Source organism: Paenibacillus sp. GCM10023250 (assembly GCF_042653205.1).
In the GTDB taxonomy this organism is placed as follows: Bacteria; Bacillota; Bacilli; order Paenibacillales; family Paenibacillaceae; genus Paenibacillus_Z.
This window is the reverse complement of sequence record NZ_JBHSHY010000037.1, coordinates 13,763-30,621: the sequence shown is the minus strand read 5'-3', so window position 1 is coordinate 30,621 and position 16,859 is coordinate 13,763. Positions and strand designations below refer to the sequence as shown.

At 65.5% G+C, this 16,859-nt stretch carries 12 protein-coding genes; 9 read left to right on the top strand and 3 right to left on the bottom strand.

Features of this window, described 5'->3' with window-relative positions; genetic code table 11:
- Positions 1-29: 29 nt before the first annotated feature.
- Positions 30-377 (bottom strand): DoxX family protein, encoded by a 348-nt coding sequence (locus ACFPB1_RS21890; protein ID WP_379228239.1) that lies wholly within the window; start codon positions 375-377, stop codon positions 30-32.
- 210 nt (positions 378-587) lie between these two features.
- On the opposite strand from ACFPB1_RS21890, the gene ACFPB1_RS21885 reads away from it, so the two are divergent.
- Positions 588-1,466, top strand: a complete 879-nt coding sequence (locus tag ACFPB1_RS21885) for a sigma-70 family RNA polymerase sigma factor (RefSeq protein ID WP_379228256.1) — start codon at positions 588-590, stop codon at positions 1,464-1,466.
- Positions 1,467-1,560: 94 nt separating this feature from the next.
- Here the strand turns inward: ACFPB1_RS21885 and ACFPB1_RS21880 are convergent, their stop codons facing one another.
- Positions 1,561-1,920 (bottom strand): winged helix-turn-helix transcriptional regulator, encoded by a 360-nt coding sequence (locus ACFPB1_RS21880; protein ID WP_379228238.1) that lies wholly within the window; start codon positions 1,918-1,920, stop codon positions 1,561-1,563.
- Between the two features lie 406 nt (positions 1,921-2,326).
- On the opposite strand from ACFPB1_RS21880, the gene ACFPB1_RS21875 reads away from it, so the two are divergent.
- Positions 2,327-2,653: an ArsR/SmtB family transcription factor gene (locus tag ACFPB1_RS21875; protein WP_379228237.1), complete on the top strand. Its 327-nt coding sequence runs from the start codon at positions 2,327-2,329 to the stop codon at positions 2,651-2,653.
- 168 nt (positions 2,654-2,821) lie between these two features.
- Positions 2,822-4,567 (top strand): SulP family inorganic anion transporter, encoded by a 1,746-nt coding sequence (locus ACFPB1_RS21870; protein WP_379228236.1) that lies wholly within the window; start codon positions 2,822-2,824, stop codon positions 4,565-4,567.
- Positions 4,568-4,987: 420 nt separating this feature from the next.
- On the opposite strand, the gene ACFPB1_RS21865 is transcribed toward ACFPB1_RS21870, so the two are convergent.
- Positions 4,988-5,920 (bottom strand): ArsR/SmtB family transcription factor, encoded by a 933-nt coding sequence (locus ACFPB1_RS21865; protein ID WP_379228235.1) that lies wholly within the window; start codon positions 5,918-5,920, stop codon positions 4,988-4,990.
- Positions 5,921-6,074: 154 nt separating this feature from the next.
- Here ACFPB1_RS21865 and ACFPB1_RS21860 point away from each other — a divergent pair, with 154 nt between their 5' ends.
- The 6 genes from ACFPB1_RS21860 to ACFPB1_RS21835 all read left to right on the top strand — a co-directional run bounded on the left by ACFPB1_RS21860 (position 6,075) and on the right by ACFPB1_RS21835 (position 16,732).
- The gene (locus ACFPB1_RS21860) at positions 6,075-8,816 is read left to right on the top strand and encodes a glycoside hydrolase family 2 protein (RefSeq protein WP_379228234.1); all 2,742 of its coding nucleotides are present in this window, start codon (positions 6,075-6,077) and stop codon (positions 8,814-8,816) included.
- 243 nt (positions 8,817-9,059) lie between these two features.
- Positions 9,060-9,752: an ankyrin repeat domain-containing protein gene (locus ACFPB1_RS21855; RefSeq protein ID WP_379228233.1), complete on the top strand. Its 693-nt coding sequence runs from the start codon at positions 9,060-9,062 to the stop codon at positions 9,750-9,752.
- A gap of 366 nt (positions 9,753-10,118) precedes the next feature.
- The gene (locus tag ACFPB1_RS21850; RefSeq protein ID WP_379228231.1) at positions 10,119-11,513 is read left to right on the top strand and encodes an AraC family transcriptional regulator; all 1,395 of its coding nucleotides are present in this window, start codon (positions 10,119-10,121) and stop codon (positions 11,511-11,513) included.
- A gap of 233 nt (positions 11,514-11,746) precedes the next feature.
- On the top strand, positions 11,747-13,354 hold the full coding sequence (locus ACFPB1_RS21845) for a helix-turn-helix domain-containing protein (protein ID WP_379228229.1): 1,608 nt from the start codon (positions 11,747-11,749) through the stop codon (positions 13,352-13,354).
- The gene (locus ACFPB1_RS21840) at positions 13,341-15,176 is read left to right on the top strand and encodes a sensor histidine kinase (protein ID WP_379228228.1); all 1,836 of its coding nucleotides are present in this window, start codon (positions 13,341-13,343) and stop codon (positions 15,174-15,176) included. Before ACFPB1_RS21845 ends, ACFPB1_RS21840 begins: the two co-directional genes overlap by 14 nt.
- Entirely contained in the window at positions 15,158-16,732 is a 1,575-nt protein-coding gene (locus tag ACFPB1_RS21835; protein WP_379228227.1) for a response regulator, read from the top strand. The genes ACFPB1_RS21840 and ACFPB1_RS21835 overlap by 19 nt, the downstream gene beginning before the upstream one ends.
- Positions 16,733-16,859: the final 127 nt, after the last annotated feature.

The window sequence follows — 16,859 nt, the reverse complement described above, 5'->3', positions numbered from 1 at the left end:
AGGACCGCCTGCCGTCGTGTCAAGATTGGTTAAGCTTCAATCGTGAGGACGAGGATAGCGATTAACGCAGTGAAGACGAGGGCTGGCGCCGTTTGTGCAAATGAATCCTTGACCCTGAGATGCGCGAGACAGGCCGCTAGCATGACCATGCCAAGCCAAATTCCTCCCCATACGACCGCCTCTGCAACCCAGTAGCCCACTAGGAGTACGGCGGCTCCGATTAACTGGACGAGACCCGTGATGACGCGAAACCAACGAGGCAAGCCCAAGTTGTTGAAGATCTCCGCCCAATAGTTGGCTCCTGCGACCTTTGCGGAGCCTGAAAACACATAGTAGGCGACTAACAAACTTTGAAGAACGATCGAAAATACAGTCATTCGGATTTCCTCCCTTTGTTTATGCATGAATCGGTTTCCCTTCTCACTAACGATGTCGTAAGCCAGCAAGGAAACGTGACCGATTCGGCGAAAAATTTTTATAAGGATAGGCAGTTCGAGAAAGCATTCAGATCTCGTGCATTTCCTCGTCACATCTGTGGCGCTTCGCAAGACAATGAAGTAAAAGGGATGAAGGAAGGAAGGCGACGTATGAACGATGTTAGTGGGCTTGTGGAACAATTCGAGGCGCATCGGAAGCACCTGCATACGGTGGCGTACCGGATGCTCGGATCGTCAAGTGATGCGGATGACGCCGTACAGGAGTCATGGATACGACTTAGCCGCACCGATACCAGCGTGGTCGAGAATATGGGAGGCTGGCTGACCACGATCGTCTCCCGGGTATGTCTGGATATGCTGCGATCGCGCAAAGCACGCCATGAGGAGCTTGCGCCGGTGACGGTTCCCGAGCCGGTGGCTGCCCGGCAAGACGGAAGCGATCCCGAGCACGAAGCTTTGTTGGCTGATTCGGTTGGTCTGGCGATGCTGATGGTCCTTGGCCATTTAAGTCCCGCCGAACGCATCGCATTTGTACTGCACGATATTTTCGCCTTGTCTTTCGCGGAGATCGCCCCGATCATCGGGCGCAGCGAGGTTGCGGCAAGGCAGCTGGCAAGCCGTGGGCGCCATCGGGTTCAGGGGGCGAAGGCGAATGCGGAGTCGGAGGCATTCAAGCGAAAGCGGGAGCTCGTAGAGGCATTCCTAGCGGCGTCGCGTTCCGGAGATTTCGAGAAGCTTCTTGCGGTATTAGACCCCGATGTTGTCCTCCGACAAGACCCTGCATTCCCGCCGGTCAAAGCATGGCCGCTTGTTCGCGGCGCGGAAGCCGTGGCCAGAGGCTTCGCCGGCCGCGCCCAGGGCGCACGGCCGGTGCTCGTCAATGGAGCCGTCGGCGTAGTCGTTGCGCCCCGCGGTCAACTGCTATTCGTACTCGAACTCCAGATGATGGATGGCAAGATCACCGAGATCGATATGGTCGCCGATCCTGCGCGGGTTCGTCAGCTCGACTTGGCGGAACTGACGGATTGAACGGCCATGATCATAAAATCAAATCCACCAACAAAAAAACGCATTGTCGCAAACTCGCAGACAATGCGTTTTTGTGCTTGCCGAATTTGGCCGTTTAGTTCGCGTTCTCCTGCAGGGCGCTTGCGCCCTTCCGGCTGTACTTTTCCTCCAGATGGACGATGTGTTTCTCGCCCCAGTCGTGCATGAGACTGATGATCGGAAACAGCGTCTGGCCGTACTCGGTGATGGAGTATTCGACCTTCGGGGGAATTTGCATGTAAATCTCGCGGTGCACGATATCGTGGAATTCGAGCTCGCGCAGCTGCGAGGTCAGCATTTTTTTCGTGATTTCCGGAATGGCCTTCTGCAGCTCGCTGAACCGCATCGTGCCGCCCCTGCCGAGATGGTAGAGGATAATTGGCTTCCATTTGCCGATGAGAATGTCGAGCGCCGTGTTAGCTTTGCATTCGTCCATATCGCAATCCTCCTCGATGGTTTCCTAAAGGACACTAGTGCACGCGGATAAGCCTACGTACTCAAAGTGAATCTATTGTCGTATTATAACCCTAAAGCCATGCCCCGCACAAGGGACCGACGCGGGAGGCGGGACGCCCCATGACGGTGGCGCGCGTCACGTTCGAGGGCTTCCAGATGCAGAGGCGGCCCGGCCCGGAAGCGAAGTGCCGAAAACGAAGTCCCGTAAATACACTTATACACAATGTTATCCCCAGCGTGCACAACATCCAAGTGTTCATAGCCATGCGATCGATGCGCTCATAAACATATCCACAGGCGGGGTTATCCACATTTGAATGCGCGAGAGGGCTTTAAATATGATATGATAGGGGGTAATCTTACTTTCAATGTGCAGGGGAGGCGCCATGATTCAGGAAGTCCAGCAGTTCAAGGCCGATTTTTTCAAGGCGCTCGCGCATCCGCTGCGGATCCAAATTCTCGAGGTGCTGTCGGAGGGCGACCGGACCGTCAACGAAATTCAGGTGCTGCTCGGAAGCGAAGGCTCGGCGGTCTCGCAGCAGCTCGCGGTGCTTCGGAGCAAGAACGTCGTCGTCGGGACGAAGGACGGCACGTCCGTCATCTATGCGCTGCGGGATCCGCTGATCAAGGACCTGCTGAAGGTCGCGCGGCAGATCTTCGACAATCATTTGGTGAATGCGATATCGCTGCTCGAGAACATCAAGAACCAATAGCATCCAGCAAAAGGGCAACACGGCCGCCGTACCGTCGAGCCTTTTTTGTTTTCCCGGCGAAGGGGCGGCGGACAGGGCAAAAGTGCGGTTGACAGGGGGCGAAACGCGGGCGTATCATTTTCCTTATATTCAAATAACCAAATATTCAAAAGAAAAGAGATGTGATTCATGAAGCTGGACGGCAGATTCCAGAACTACGGCCTGCGCTCGCTGCGGCAGGACGCGACGGCGGGCCTGATCGTCGGGATCGTTGCGATTCCGCTCGGCATGGCATTCGCCATCGCTTCGGGCGTGAAGCCGGAATACGGCTTGTTCACCGTCATCATCGCCGGGATTTGCGTGTCGCTGTTCGGGGGTTCGAGGTTTCAAATCGGGGGCCCGACGGGCGCGTTCGTGCCGGTTCTGTTCGCGATCGTGCTGCAGTACGGGTACGAGAATCTGCTGCTGGCGGGCTTCATGGCCGGCGTGCTGCTGCTGCTCATGGGCCTGCTCCGCCTGGGCAAGTGGATCGCTTTCATCCCGCGGCCGGTCACGGTCGGCTTCACGGCGGGGATTGCCGTTACGATCTTCGCCGGGCAAATCGCCAATTTCCTCGGCCTGCGGGACTTGAAGAAGCACGAGGCGTTCCTCCCCAACATGAAGGAGCTGGCGCTGCATCTCGGCGACACGAGCGGCTACAGCCTGCTGACGGCTGGGATCTGCCTGACGTTCATCCTGCTTGCGCCGAGGCTGCTGCCCGGCGTGCCCGGCTCGCTGGCGGGCCTGCTTGCCGCCACGGCCGCCGCTTCGCTGTTCTACCCGGGTCACGTCGCCACGATCGGCACCGCGTACGGCGCCATACCGAACAGCCTGCCCGCGATCCATTGGCCGGCGCTGTCGCTCGACCGTATCGTGGAATTGATCCGGCCCGCGCTGGTCATCGCGCTGCTCGGCGGCATCGAGTCGCTGCTGTCGGCCGTGGTCGCCGACGGCATGGCGGGCACCCGCCACAACAGCAACCGCGAGCTGATCGGCCAAGGCATCGCGAACATGGCTGCGCCGCTGTTCGGCGGCATCCCCGCGACGGGCGCGATCGCGCGGACGGCCACGAACATCAAGTGCGGCGCGGTCTCGCCGTTATCCGGCGTGATTCACGGCATCGTGGTTCTGCTCGTGCTGTTCCTGCTCGCCCCGTACGCGTCCGCCATTCCGCTGGCCGCCATGGCGCCGATTCTAATGGTCGTCGCCTGGAACATGAGCGAGCGCCGCGCGTTCGCCCGGCTGCTGAAGACGGGAGGGCTCGAGGCGATCGTGCCGGCCGCGACGTTCCTGCTGACCGTCTTGATGGACCTGACGACTGCGGTCGAAGCGGGCCTCGTGTTGTCCGGCTTGATCTTCATCGTGCGGATGAGCGGTGCGATGACGACGGTACGGCTGCTCCCGGAGCCGCCGGGGGCTGGGGAAACAGCGACGGCGACGGAGGCGGAGACGGCCGGCCGGGAACCGCATACCGGCCGCATCGGCGCGGTGGCGGTGGAGGGCGCGCTGTTCTTCGGCTCGGCGCACCGGCTCGAGCGGATGCTCAGGGAGGAGATCGACGCCGGGAGAGACGTGCTGATCCTGGATGCGGGGCGGGTCCCGTACATCGACGCGACGGGCGAGGCTTGCCTGGCCGCCGCGCTGAAACCGTTCGCGCATAACGGCGGCATCGTGCTGGTCGCCGGGCTCCCGCCGCAGCCGAGCCGGGTGCTCGCTAGGCCCGAGTGGGAGCGGCTCGTGGCTCCCGGAAGGCGGTTCGCGCGCGTCGACGAAGCGTTCGCGTACGCGCAGGCGTGGCAGGCTGGCGCCGGAAGCGCGCGCGGACGGAGCGGGGAACAGCCGGCTGCGCGCGCCGCGTCGGCCGTATCGGCCGCCGCGGGCGAGGTCGAAGCCTGAACATCTTCACCGGCTGATTTATACACAGGCTTATCCCCATTGCACACAAGCGAAAGCGGAGGAATTCCACGTCTATCGGAATGCGATGCACATATCCACAGGAGAAGTTGTCCACAGCAGGACATTGGTCCTTCGCCGCCTGCCGCCGCACCGGACCAATGGCGGATCGCCATGCGCGAACCGGGATGATCATGCGTCGGCGCCCCTGCCGGAAGGCCATGCTCCGTCCAAGACGAAAAAGCGCGAGATCGCCGCACAGGCGGTCTCGCGCTTTTTTCGTCACGTACGCTCGCAGGGGCCGAAGAGTTCGCAAGCCCCGCAAGGCTCGCAAGGCCGGAATGCCGGCTGCCGCTCGTCATGCTAATTCGCCAGTTTCGCTCCGCGCCTGCTCCAACGCTTACTTCGCGCCTACTTCCGCGCTTACTCCGCGTACCGGATGAACGACAGCACCAAGTCTTGCCGGTGGTCGCCGAAGTCCGAGCCGAACAGGTTCAGCCCGCGGCGGTTGACCGCGTCCTCGCGCACCTCGAGCCGCACGCGGATCGGCTTGTTGTACTGCAGCCCGAGCGCGTCGATCGTCGTCGGCGACGAGGCCGCGCCGTTCACCCGGCTGCCTTCCCCGGTCACGCGCCATTCCGTCAGCTCGCCGTACTCCGTGCCGCTGCGCCATTTGTCCGGGGTCAGCTTGCCCTTGCGGTCGCCGAGATCGCCGGGACTGGTATAGGTGCCGATGAGCCTGTCGTTGATGTAGAGCGAGATGTCGGAGGGCCAGTCCATCTGGAAGGAGGACGCCTCGGCGCAGAGCTCCGCGCTGAAGCCGAGCTCGTCGATCGTCACGCCCGGCGGCATCGGATTGGCGAAATAATATTCCACGTACCCGGCGCCGGAGAACCAGAGCAGCGACGCTTCGAACCGTTCCGGCATGTAGAATGAGCGCGGATCGTCCACGGAGCCTACGTGCACGCATTCCTTGGTCACGATGCCGCAGGTCGGCTGGACGGAGCAGTGCGAGAACATGCCGATCGGCATATGCAGCTCCTCCGTGCGGTGCAGCCCTTCGCCGAGCTTCACCGGCAGGTCGAGCTGGATGGACCGGCAGGTGGCGGTGCAGATTTTCTCCCGGTTCGCGCCGAGCGCCGACGAGACGAGGTCCACGTTCTCGAGAATTTGCACGTTGATGGAGATCGTCGGCTGCGCGACGCCGAGCGCCTCGGCCAGCTGGCTGATGCTCATCGGTTTCTCGCCGAGCGCTTCGAGGATGCGCACGCGCACGTCGCCGGACAGCGCTTTGGCCACGTCGACGATCCGGGTGGAGGGGAAACGCAGCAGGTCTTGCCTGGATTCATTACTCATGGTGGCGTCAGCCTTTCATCGGTCGATTCGGATACGTCCAGTGTACTCGAAAACCGTTATATTGTAAAAGTATAATACATATTGATTAAATTATATACCGGTGCTAGAATCAGTGCTAGAAGACAACTCCTATCCGAAAGGTTGTGCTCCCCACATGGCAGCTCAAGCAGTGCAAACGTCGGCGGCCTCCGTACCCCGCCCCGAATACCCGCGTCCGGATTGGCAGCGCCGGGATTGGCTGAACCTGAACGGCGTCTGGTCGTTCCGTCTCGAGACCGAAAATGAGAGCGGTTCCGCGGACTTCGACGCCGAGATCGTCGTGCCCTTCTCGTGGGCCAGCCCGCTGTCCGGCATCGGCCGCGACGAGCGCGGCATCGGCTGGTACAAGCGCGAGGTCAGCTGGACGCCGCAGGCGGCCGGTTCGCTCGTGTTCCTGCGCTTCGGCGCGGTCGACTACCGCTGCGACGTCTGGGTGAACGGCACGCTCGCCGGCTCTCACTCCGGCGGCTACGGCGATTTCGAATTCGACGTGACGGCGGCATGGCAGCATGACGCGCCGAACACGATCTTGGTGCGCGCGGAGGACTTCGACCGGAAGCCGCAGACGCGCGGCAAGCAGGGCTACGGCGAGATCCGCGGCATCTGGCAGCCGGTCTGGCTGGAGGCGCGCCCGCAGGCTTACGTGCAGCAGGCGAAGTTCATCACGAAGCTCGACGGCACCGTGCAGGCGAATCTGACGATCGCGGCGGCCCAGGCGGGCGAGGCTTCGCTGCAGTTCAGCTTCGGCGGCGGCGCGGTCTGCCATGCGGAGAACGTGGCGCTGGCGCCGGGCGGCAACCGGGTCGACGTGACGTTCAACGTGGAGGACCCGCAGCTGTGGAGCCCGGAATCCCCATATTTGTACGAGGGCGAAATCAAGCTTGCGGCCGGCGGCGGCGGCACGGATACGGTGGCCACGTACTTCGGCATCCGCGAGATCGGCACGGCGCGGTTCGGCGACCGCAGCTACCGCTGGGTGACGCTGAACGGCAAGCCGGTGTACCTGAACGGCACGCTCGACCAATCGTTCCACGAGACGGGCTTCTTCACGTACCCGACGGACGACGAGATGCGCGACGAGATTTATTTGGCGAAGCGCCTCGGCCTCAACTTCGTGCGGATCCACATCAAGCCGGAGGAACCGCGCAAGCTGTACTGGGCGGATAAGCTCGGCATGCTGATCATGGAGGATATGCCGTGTTTCTGGGGCAATCCCGACGCGCCGACGCGCGAAGCCTACGAGCGCGAGGCGAAGGAGATCATCGACCGCGACTTCAACCACCCGTCGATATTCTCGTGGATCATGTTCAACGAAACGTGGGGCCTGCGCACGGACGCCGAGACGCTCGCGCTGACGGGCCAGGCGGGCGACCGGGCCGTCGCGACCTACCTGCCGGAGACGCAGGAATGGGTGCGCGCGATGTACCGCTGGGCGAAGAGCGTCGATCCGACGCGCCTCGTCGAGGATAACTCGCCGTGCAACTACGACAAAGTGGAATCGGACATCAACACGTGGCACTTCTACATTAACGGCTACGAGCAGGTGCGGGCGCATGTGACGGAGGTCGTCGAGAAGACGTATCCGGGCTCGACGTTCAACTATGCCGGCGGCAACGTCCAGTCCGACGCGCCGCTGCTGAACAGCGAATGCGGCAACGTATGGGGCTTCGTCAGCGGCGCCGGCGACAGCGACCTCGCGTGGCACTACCGCTACATGATGAACGAATTCCGCCGCCACGACAAAATGTGCGGCTTCGTCTTCACCGAGCTGCGCGACGTGACCAACGAATTCAACGGCTACTATCGTCTGAACGGGGGCGAGAAGTTCTTCGGCTACGAGGGCTACGTGCCGGGCATGACGCTGGCGGACCTGCACGCGCCGGACTTCATCGTGATCGACGCGCCGCCTTGCCAGACGGCGAAGGCCGGGACGCGCCTGTCCGTGCCGCTGCTGCAATCCAGCTACTCGGACCGCTACCACGGGCAGAAGCTGCTGCTGAGCTGGGAGCTCTGGCACGACAACCTGGGCACCCGCGTGACGGGGGACCGCGGCGTCGTCGAGCTGGATTGGAACGGCTTCGGCGTGAAGCCGATCGAGGCGCCGATCGCGTTCGACCTGCCGAAGCAGGATGCGCTCGCGGTGCTGGCGCTGACGCTGCGCGCGGCGGACGGCACGGTCGTGACGCGCAATTTCGTGACGTTCGACGTGCGCGGCGGAGGCGAGACGCCGGTGTACGACGCGGCAGGCCGGTTCGTCGCCGTGCCGGTGACGGGCTTCGCGGAGCAGACGTTCCCGTACCAGTGGAATGCGATTCAGGGAGGCAAAGCGAACGGCGGCAAGGCAGGCGCCTTCGTCTACGACGTGCAATTGCCGGACGCGGGCGAGCTTCCGCTGCTGCAGCGCGCGCACCTCTACTTCGAGGCGAGCGCGAAGCGGCTGCTGGCGCGCAACGTCGAGGGCGCGCGGGAGAAGGCGCACGGCATCGACTTCATGCACGGCGCGGACGCGGCGGTGGAGTACAACGCCAACACGTACTACATGACGGACGACGAGCGCCACGAATCGCGGATCAGCGTGCTCGTGGACGGCGAAGAGGTCGCTTCGTTCCTGCTGCCGGACAATCCGGCGGACAGCCAAGGCGCGCTGTCGTACCAGTACCAGGAAGTCCACAACAAGCTGGACGAAGCCGGCTCCTACGGCTACCTGTGCAAGGTCGTGCTGCCGAGCCGCGTCGTCGCGAAGCTCGACCGCAGCCGCGCGTTCAGGCTGACGGTGGAGGCGGACGAGGGCGGATTGGCGCTGTACGGGCGCAATGCCGGCCGGTATCCGATCGATATTGTGGTGAACGCGAACTAATCGGCGCGAATAGCGAGGGCGGGGCGGCTGCGGCTGCCCCGTTTTTTTGCGGTTCGCGCCGCGCGTCGCGGTTTGGTAGGGAGGCCGAAGCTGCGCGGGAGGGCACCCATGCGCGGACGCTTGGCGGAGGCCGGACGAGCCGCGCGGATCGATCGGTTCGCCGGCAGGAATTCCGGCCGGCCGCGGGGAAGTTAAGCGGTACGAAAATGGTATCGCTTGCACGCACGAAGGGAGAGAGGAACGATGAACCGATTCATTCGCGCGGTGCGGAACGTTGACTTGGACGCTGTCCGCGGCTTGCTCCGGGAAGAGCCGAAATGGCTCGACTGGTCGGAAGAGGACGGGAAGAACGCGCTGCATCACTTGTGCGGGCTCGACATGTCGGGTGATCCGCGTAAGGCGGCGAACGGCCTGCCCCTGCTGAAGCTGCTGCTCGGGAGCGGCATGGATCTCAACGCCGTGCACCGCATCGCGTCCAAGTCCGGAGGGTGCGACTTTTTTCCCGCGACGCCGCTCTGGTACGCCTACACGCGCGGCCGCAACGAGACGCTGGTGAATTACCTGCTGGCCGAAGGCGCGAACCCCGGCAACTGCCAGTTCGCCATCGCCTGGAACGACGACGTCGCGGCGGCCGAGCGGTTCCGCCGGTACGGCGCCGAAATCGACGACGGCGTCCTGCTCGCCGCGTACATGTGGAAGCGGTTCGCCATTGCCGAATGGCTGCTGAAGCACGGCGCTGACGTCAATGAAGCGGACGAGGAGGGGAACACGGCGCTGCATCACGCCATCAAGCGCAAGGACACGGGGGAGCTGCTTCAGCTGCTGCTTCGGTACGGGGCCGACCCCGAGCAGCCCAACAAGGCGGGCATCACGCCGAGAGCGCTGGCCGAGGCGAACAACCGCAAGAAGGCGCTGAGTCTGTTCGCGGCGCCATAAGGTATAGGAAGGCGGTATAAGGTTTATATTAAGGGCAAATTTTGTATAGGGTGGCGATACAACGCATGATCATAATCAAGCCGACATCCACAATGCCGTTAATGCCCGAAACCGCCGCCGAGGAACCGCTAACGTCCGCCGAGCAGGGCAAGCTGTGGACGACTTATATGGGGAACACGATGGCGACCGCGATGCCTTAGTCCGGCGCTGATGCTGCGACGCCTGGCCAGGCCGCCATATGAATGGGCGGCCTTCTTGTTGCGCCGAAGCTGACGGCAGGGAGGACAGGCGCGGACTCGGCTCGGGAGACTTGCGGCCGGGCACGATCGGAGAGCGACAAGATAAGCGAAAAGGAGGCGAACGCGCATGTCCTGGATATCCGACGCCGGCGCCGGGAGGCGGTACAACCTGCGGCGGCACGCGTTGCCGGACTTCCGGTTCTCCATGCAGCTGTACGGCACGCACGGGCGCACGGTCGGCGAGGGCTGGACGTATCCCGATCACGACCACCCGCTGTTCGAGCTGAACCTCGTGCTCGAGGGCCGGCAAACGATGACGCTGGACGGGGTCGATTACGAGCAGCGCGAAGGCGATCTGCTGCTGATTCAGCCCGGCGTCGTGCATCGGAGCCGAATCGGGCCTTCGCCGTTCATGACGTATTTCTGCCTGCATCTCGACGTCGACGACGCCGTCTGCCACGGCCGCCTCGCGCGTCTCGGCAATCGGCGATTCGACGCGGATTCGGACGTGGCGCGCAGGCTGCGGCCGTACTTCGACGGACTGGCTTCGCGCGCGGAGCAGGAGGGCGAAGCGGACGACGGCTTCGCCCAGCGCGCGGCGGCGCTGCAGATGCTGCTGACGCTTGCCGGGGAAGCCGGGGATGCGGAGGACGGCCGCGCCGCGGATGGTGCGGAGCGGCCGCCGGCGCGGCTTGAAGCCGGGCGGTCCGGCGGGGAGGCGTCCGCCGTGCAGCGGCTGCGCGAGCGCAACGCGCTCGAGAAGCGCATGCAGGAGCTGCTTCGCGCGCCGGATGGGGACGGCGGGCCGCTCGGGAGCGCGCTGCCGCCGTTTCGCTGGGCGGGCGTGTTCTCGGTCATGATCCCGGACCGCGGCTTCTGGACGAAGCCGGAGCGGTTCTGGGCGAAGGTGCTGCTGGAGGATGCGCTCGCTCCGCACGGCAATGCCGCCATCATCGTCGGCGAGCAGCTGATGACCGCGGTGCTGCTGTCCGACCGGCTGGCCGTGCCGCCGATCGAGGAGCACGCCGCGCGCAGCAAAGCGCTGCTCGAGAAGAACCTCGGCGTCGCCATCCGCCTCGGCATCGGCGGCATCGCCGCGGGAGCCGGGGAGCTGCGCGGCTTGTACAAGCACAGCCTGTGCGGCTTGGGCGCGGAGGAGATGTTCCCGGCGCCGGCGCGCGACGCCGGCTTCGTCGGCCGCATCGTCCGGCTCGCGCTGCTGATGATCGAAGCGGACCATGCCGATCCCGGCTTGACGCTGAACCTGCTCGCCAAGCGGCTCGAGCTGACGCCGAATTACTTGAGCGCGCTGTTCACGGCGGAGACGGGCCATCCGTTCACGCACCATCTGACGCGGTATCGCATCGACCGGGCGAAGGCGCTGCTGCGCGAGACGAACATGAAGGTGTACCAAGTTGGCAAGCAGGTCGGCTATGCCGACCAGGCGTATTTCAGCCGCTTGTTCAAGGCCGTCGTCGGCGTCAGTCCCGGCGAATACCGAAGCGGCGCGCCCGCGGACTAGCGGGCCGCCGCCGCAGGCGCCCTGCCGCAAGCGCGCCGCCGCAGTCGCTCCGCCGCAAGCGTGCCGCCGTAAGCATCCCTGCAAACGCGCCGCGGGGCGGGCGCGGCCGCATGGTTGTAAAAGCGCTTTCAATATGACTGTAGAAAACGTCAAGAAATCGTAGCTCCGTCCATTGTCGCTCCCGAAGCCGCGTGACATACTGAACGTAAAACCTACCCGGGCAGGTGACGCGCATGTACAAGGTGCTGGTGGCCGACGACGAGCCGCTGATGATCGAAGGCTGGAAAACGATGGTGGACTGGCAGGCTTGCGGCTACGAATTATGCGGCACGGCGACGGACGGCGAGGAAGCGATCGCCGCGATTCGGGCGTGCCCGCCGGATCTGGTCATGACGGACATCCGAATGCCCGTCCTAGATGGGCTCGGCCTCATCCGCGCGATGAAGGAGGAGCTCGGCTTGACCGCCAAGACCGTCATCGTCAGCGGCTATTCCGAGTTCGGCTACGCGCAGCAGGCGCTGCGCTACCAGGTGGATCATTACTTGCTCAAGCCGCTCGTGCCGGAGGAAGTGCACCAGGTGCTGCGCGAGCTGGCCGGCCCGCTCGCGGAGCGGCGCCGGGAGGAGGCGTCCGCCGGCCGGGAGCGGGACGCCGCCGCCGCGGAAGCGGTCGCGGCCGCGCTGCGGCACGGCGGGCCGGCCGCGCTCGAGGCGGCCGGGCGGCTGCTCGGCGCGAACGCGCGTACCCGCTGCCGGCTGCTGCTCGCCGAGACGCTCGCAGGCTCCTCCGGCGGCGAGGCCGCGCACGTCCGGCTGCGGCGGCTGCTCGAGGCCGCCTTCCCGGCCGGGCTCCGGACGGTCGCGTTCGCGGAGGCGCCCGGCCGGGGCGGCCTGCTCGTGCTCGACGAGCACGAGACCGGCGGAGACTTCGAGGCCCGGCTCGCCGAGGCCGCTGAGCGCCTGCCGGACGCGTTCGCGGGGCTGGCCGCGTACGCCAGCGAGCGCGGCGAAGGGCTGGCCGCCCTGCCCGCGCTGTACGGGCAGGCGCTCGAAGCGCGCCGGCACGCCCTGCTGGGCCGCCGGGCCGGGCTGCACCTGTACCGGCGGCCCGGCAGGGCGACGGAGGGCGATTGCCGCCTGCCCGACGTCGCGGCGGGCGCCGAACGGCTCCTGCGCGCCGTCGAGGCGGGCGACGCGGCGGCCGTGCGCGCGGCGCTCGACCCGCTGCACGGCCTGTTCGCCCGCTGCGGCGCGAAGGACGAATGGGCCCGGCTCGCCGCGCAACATATCCGCGGCGCGCTGCTGCGCCGCGACGCGGCCGGCCTCGCCGAAGCGGGCGGCCCCGGCCCGGATGGCCCCGGCCTGGACGGCGCCGGCGGAGCGCCCGCCGGGCCGCGGGCGCCGCTCCCCGCGGACGGCGCCGCGTGGGACCGCGAGACGCTCGAGGCGCTCTGCCTCCGGGCCGCGGCGTCGTTCGCGGAGCGCCGCTCGGCCCGCGATTGCGGCGGCGCCGTGGCGGACGCGGTCGCGTACTTGAACGGGCATTTCCGCGAGAAGGTGCTGCTGCAGGAGCTGGCGGAGCGCTTCCGCCTCAGCCCCGTCTATTTCGGCCAGCAGTTCAAGAAGGCGACGGGCTATCCGTTCCACGATTACGTGCACCGGCTGCGCATCGACGAGGCGCGGAAGCTGCTTCGCCGGACGGACATGAAGATCTCCGCGATCGCCGGCGCGCTCGGGTACCACGACACCGAGTATTTCACCGGCAAGTTCAAGGCGTTCACGGGCGAACTCCCGTCCGCTTATAAAAACAAAATCAAGGGTGAAGGCCATGCGGAGAGGTAGACCGTTTATCCATATCGTGAACGACATCCCCCTCAACATCAAGTTCCTCCTGATCTACCTGCTCTGTGTGCTGCTGCCCATCATGACGATCAATCTCTTTTTCTTCCACCAGAACTCGGAGAACATCCGCGTCCGCGAGCAGGATAACCTGCGCAAATCGATCGAGCGCGCGTCCGGCGAGCTGCTCGGCATGATCGACGAAAGCGTCGCGCTCAGCCATTCGATCGCGAGCGACGATTCGATCTACGCGGCGCTCGACCGCGCCTACGCCAGTCCGGTGGACTATTACGCGGCGTACGACGGCTTCCTGCGCGACAAGCTCAAGCGCTACATGTCGTCCTACCCGAACATCGTGGAGATCCGCGTCTATACCGACAACCCGACGATCCAGACCGGCGCGAACTACCACGTCATCGGCGACCCCGCGCGCGACCTGCCGTGGCTCGGCGAGCTGGAACGGTCGGCGAGCAACATGACGGTGGTGGCCTACTATGAGAGCGGGGGCTTCAGTCCGGGCAGCCGGATCAGCGTCGTGAGCAGGCTGAACACGTACGCGTCGTACGCGACCTATACGAAATATTTGCGGATCGACCTGAACACCGATAAGATCCAGACCATCCTGAACCGGGAAATCGACAGCCTCCAGCTGCGGCTCATCGACGACGACAACCGCGTCGTGGCGGCCGGCGACGGGGCGCCGGCGCCGCAAGCAGCTGCGCAAGCGCCGGCGAATCAGGACGCTGCCGTGGACATCGCCGCGGACGAGGCCGCCGCGCAGGCCCGGCCCGGCTACGCCATGGAGCGGCCGCTAGGGGATTTCGGCTACGTGAAGGGCTGGAAGCTCGTCGGCATCGCGGATACCCGGCGGGTCGACGGCCTGATGAACGACGCGCGGCGTTCGATTATTTGGCTGGCGGTCGTGAGCACGTTCATCCCGTCCCTGCTTATCTACGTCATTCTCCGCTCGTACCATTACCGGGTGAAGAAGCTCGCCCGCCACATGCAGAAGGTGCGCAACGAGCGGTTCGACCCCATCGACCTGCACGAGGGGCGCGACGAGATCGGCGGCCTCATCCGCACGTTCAACGTCATGACCGCGAAAATCACATCGCTGATCAACGACGTCTACAAGCTGGAAATCCGCCAGAAGAGCCTGGAGCTGGAGCGGGTGCGCACCGAGCTGTCCATGCTGCAGAGCCAGATGAACCCGCACTTCCTGTTCAATACGCTGAACGCGCTGCTCGTCGTCTGCACGAAGAACGGCTACTCCGACGTGACGGAGATTATCCGGAACTTGTCCGTGCTCATGCGGCAGCTGCTCAGCCGCGCGGACGGGCTCGTCCCGCTGCAGGAGGAGCTGCAGTTCACCTCGATGTATCTGCAGATTGAGAAGTTCCGCTTCGGCGAGCAGTTCGAGTATGCGTTCGACGTCGATCCCCGGGCGCTGCCGCTGCGCATTCCGCGCATGAGCATCCAGCCGCTCGTCGAGAACGCGTGCAAGCACGGGCTGCAGGCGCGCAAGGGCAGGCGGACGATCCGGGTGACGGCGGCCGCGGCGGACGGCGCGCTCGACATCCGCATCGCCGACAACGGCGTCGGCATGGAGGAGGAGCGGCTGCGGCAGCTGCTGACGGACGTGCGGTCCGAGCAGAATCCGGACGGCCAGCATGTCGGCATCCGCAACGTGCTGCGGCGGCTGGAGCTGTTTTACGGCGGGGCCGTCCGCTTTCGGATGACGAGCGGCCCGGAGACGGGGACGGAGGCGGGGTTTCAGATTCCGCTCGTCCGGCTGGAGGCGGAGGAATGGAAGAAGGAGGCGTGACGATGTACAAGGTGCTGCTAGTCGACGACGAGCCGCTTGCCATTCAAGGGCTGGAGCTGCTGGTCGATTGGGAGAAGCACGGCTTTCGGGTGTGCGCGTCGTGCGCGGACGGCGAGGAAGCGCTTCGGCTCATGCGCGCCGCCGCGCCCGATCTGGTCGTCACCGATATCCGGATGCCGGCGCTCGACGGGCTTGGGCTGATCGAGGAGACGCGCCGTTCGGGCGACCGGTCCACGAGGTTCGTCATTACGAGCGGCTACGACGATTTCGATTACGCCCGGCGGGCGATGCGCCTCGGCGTATCGCATTATTTGACCAAGCCCGTCGTCCCCGAAGAGGCGGATGACGTGCTGTCGCGGCTGCGAGAGGAGCTGCGCGGCCGGGAGCGGAGCCGGGCGATCCGCGACGGCGCGGACCGGCACGCGCTCCGGGAGGCGCTGTCGCGGCTGCTCGCCGGCGGCGCGGACGACGGCGAGCGGCCGGAGGCGGACCCGGCGCTGGCCCGGCTGTCCGGCACGGCGGGCCGCTGGGTCTACGTGCACGTCGAGACGGAGCCCGGGGAGACGGGCCGCGCATTTGAAGCGGCGGAGCGGTTGGCCGCCGCCCGCGGCGCCTGCTGCGCGATCGATGGCGGGCTCGGCGCGTTCGGCCTTGCCCTCGGCCTCGCGGCGGCCGGCGAGGAAACGGGCGAGCGGGAGGTCCGCGTGTTCGCGGAGCGGCTGCTCGCGGCGCTTCGGGACGAGGCGCGCGGCCGCATCGGCCTCGCGGTCGGCTCGGCGGCGGATCGCCTCGACGGGCTCGCCGCGTCGTACGGAAGCGCCGCGGAGGCGCGCCGGTTCCTGTTCTTCGGCGGCGCGGACATCGTCCATTACGCGGATATCCGCGGCCGCACGCTCTCCTGCGACCCGGCGGCGTTGCGCATGGCGGACGACATCCTGGACGCGGTGGAGGGCGGCGATCCGGACGCGCTCGCGGCCGCCGTCGGCGGCGCGTTCCGCGCCTTCGAGGCGCTGCTGCCGCTGCCGGAGCTGGTCGGCGTCTTCGCCGCCCAAGTGGTCCTGCGCTGCGCCGTCCTGTGCAAGGAGCTCGGGGGCGACCCGGACGAGCTGCCCGGCGTGCCGGCGGCCGTCGCCCGCGGCCTGGACGGCGCGCAGCTGGCGGACGTCGAGCGGGAGCTCGCCGGCTTCTGCCGGCGGAGCCAGGCCGTCGTCGCCGGGCTGCAGGCGAAGCGGACCGGCGGCACGCCTGCGAAGGTCGCCGAGTACTTGCGGGCGCATTACAAGGAACCGCTGACGATCAAGGAGCTCGCGGAGCGCTTCTACGTCCACCCCGTCTACCTGGGACAGTCGTTCGCGCGCAAATTCGGCACGGGCATCCTCGACTTCGCGCACGACCTGCGCATCGCGGAGGCGAAGCGGCTGCTGCGGGAGACGGACGCCGCCGCGGGGGCGGTCGCCGAGGCTGTCGGCTACCGGGTATACCAGCAGTTCCTGAAGCAATTCGAGAAGCGGCTCGGCATGAAGCCCGCCGAATACAAGCTGTCGCCCAAGGCATAACCGCGCGATTCCAGCTCGGACACCTTAGATTAGGGGGGCCAAATGCTTAAATCTGATTATGTTGCAAGCGCATACATTCCCGCATAATAAGGAGGCAAAGCCAACCACCGATAACCGAAGGAGGAGC

Bases quoted from the DNA above. Each gene is read 5' to 3' on its own strand.
- ACFPB1_RS21890 (WP_379228239.1), bottom strand. From the start codon at position 377: ATGACTGTATTTTCGATCGTTCTTCAAAGTTTGTTAGTCGCCTACTAT.
- ACFPB1_RS21885 (WP_379228256.1), top strand. From the start codon at position 588: ATGAACGATGTTAGTGGGCTTGTGGAACAATTCGAGGCGCATCGGAAG.
- ACFPB1_RS21880 (WP_379228238.1), bottom strand. From the start codon at position 1,920: ATGGACGAATGCAAAGCTAACACGGCGCTCGACATTCTCATCGGCAAA.
- ACFPB1_RS21875 (WP_379228237.1), top strand. From the start codon at position 2,327: ATGATTCAGGAAGTCCAGCAGTTCAAGGCCGATTTTTTCAAGGCGCTC.
- ACFPB1_RS21870 (WP_379228236.1), top strand. From the start codon at position 2,822: ATGAAGCTGGACGGCAGATTCCAGAACTACGGCCTGCGCTCGCTGCGG.
- ACFPB1_RS21865 (WP_379228235.1), bottom strand. From the start codon at position 5,920: ATGAGTAATGAATCCAGGCAAGACCTGCTGCGTTTCCCCTCCACCCGG.
- ACFPB1_RS21860 (WP_379228234.1), top strand. From the start codon at position 6,075: ATGGCAGCTCAAGCAGTGCAAACGTCGGCGGCCTCCGTACCCCGCCCC.
- ACFPB1_RS21855 (WP_379228233.1), top strand. From the start codon at position 9,060: ATGAACCGATTCATTCGCGCGGTGCGGAACGTTGACTTGGACGCTGTC.
- ACFPB1_RS21850 (WP_379228231.1), top strand. From the start codon at position 10,119: ATGTCCTGGATATCCGACGCCGGCGCCGGGAGGCGGTACAACCTGCGG.
- ACFPB1_RS21845 (WP_379228229.1), top strand. From the start codon at position 11,747: ATGTACAAGGTGCTGGTGGCCGACGACGAGCCGCTGATGATCGAAGGC.
- ACFPB1_RS21840 (WP_379228228.1), top strand. From the start codon at position 13,341: ATGCGGAGAGGTAGACCGTTTATCCATATCGTGAACGACATCCCCCTC.
- ACFPB1_RS21835 (WP_379228227.1), top strand. From the start codon at position 15,158: ATGGAAGAAGGAGGCGTGACGATGTACAAGGTGCTGCTAGTCGACGAC.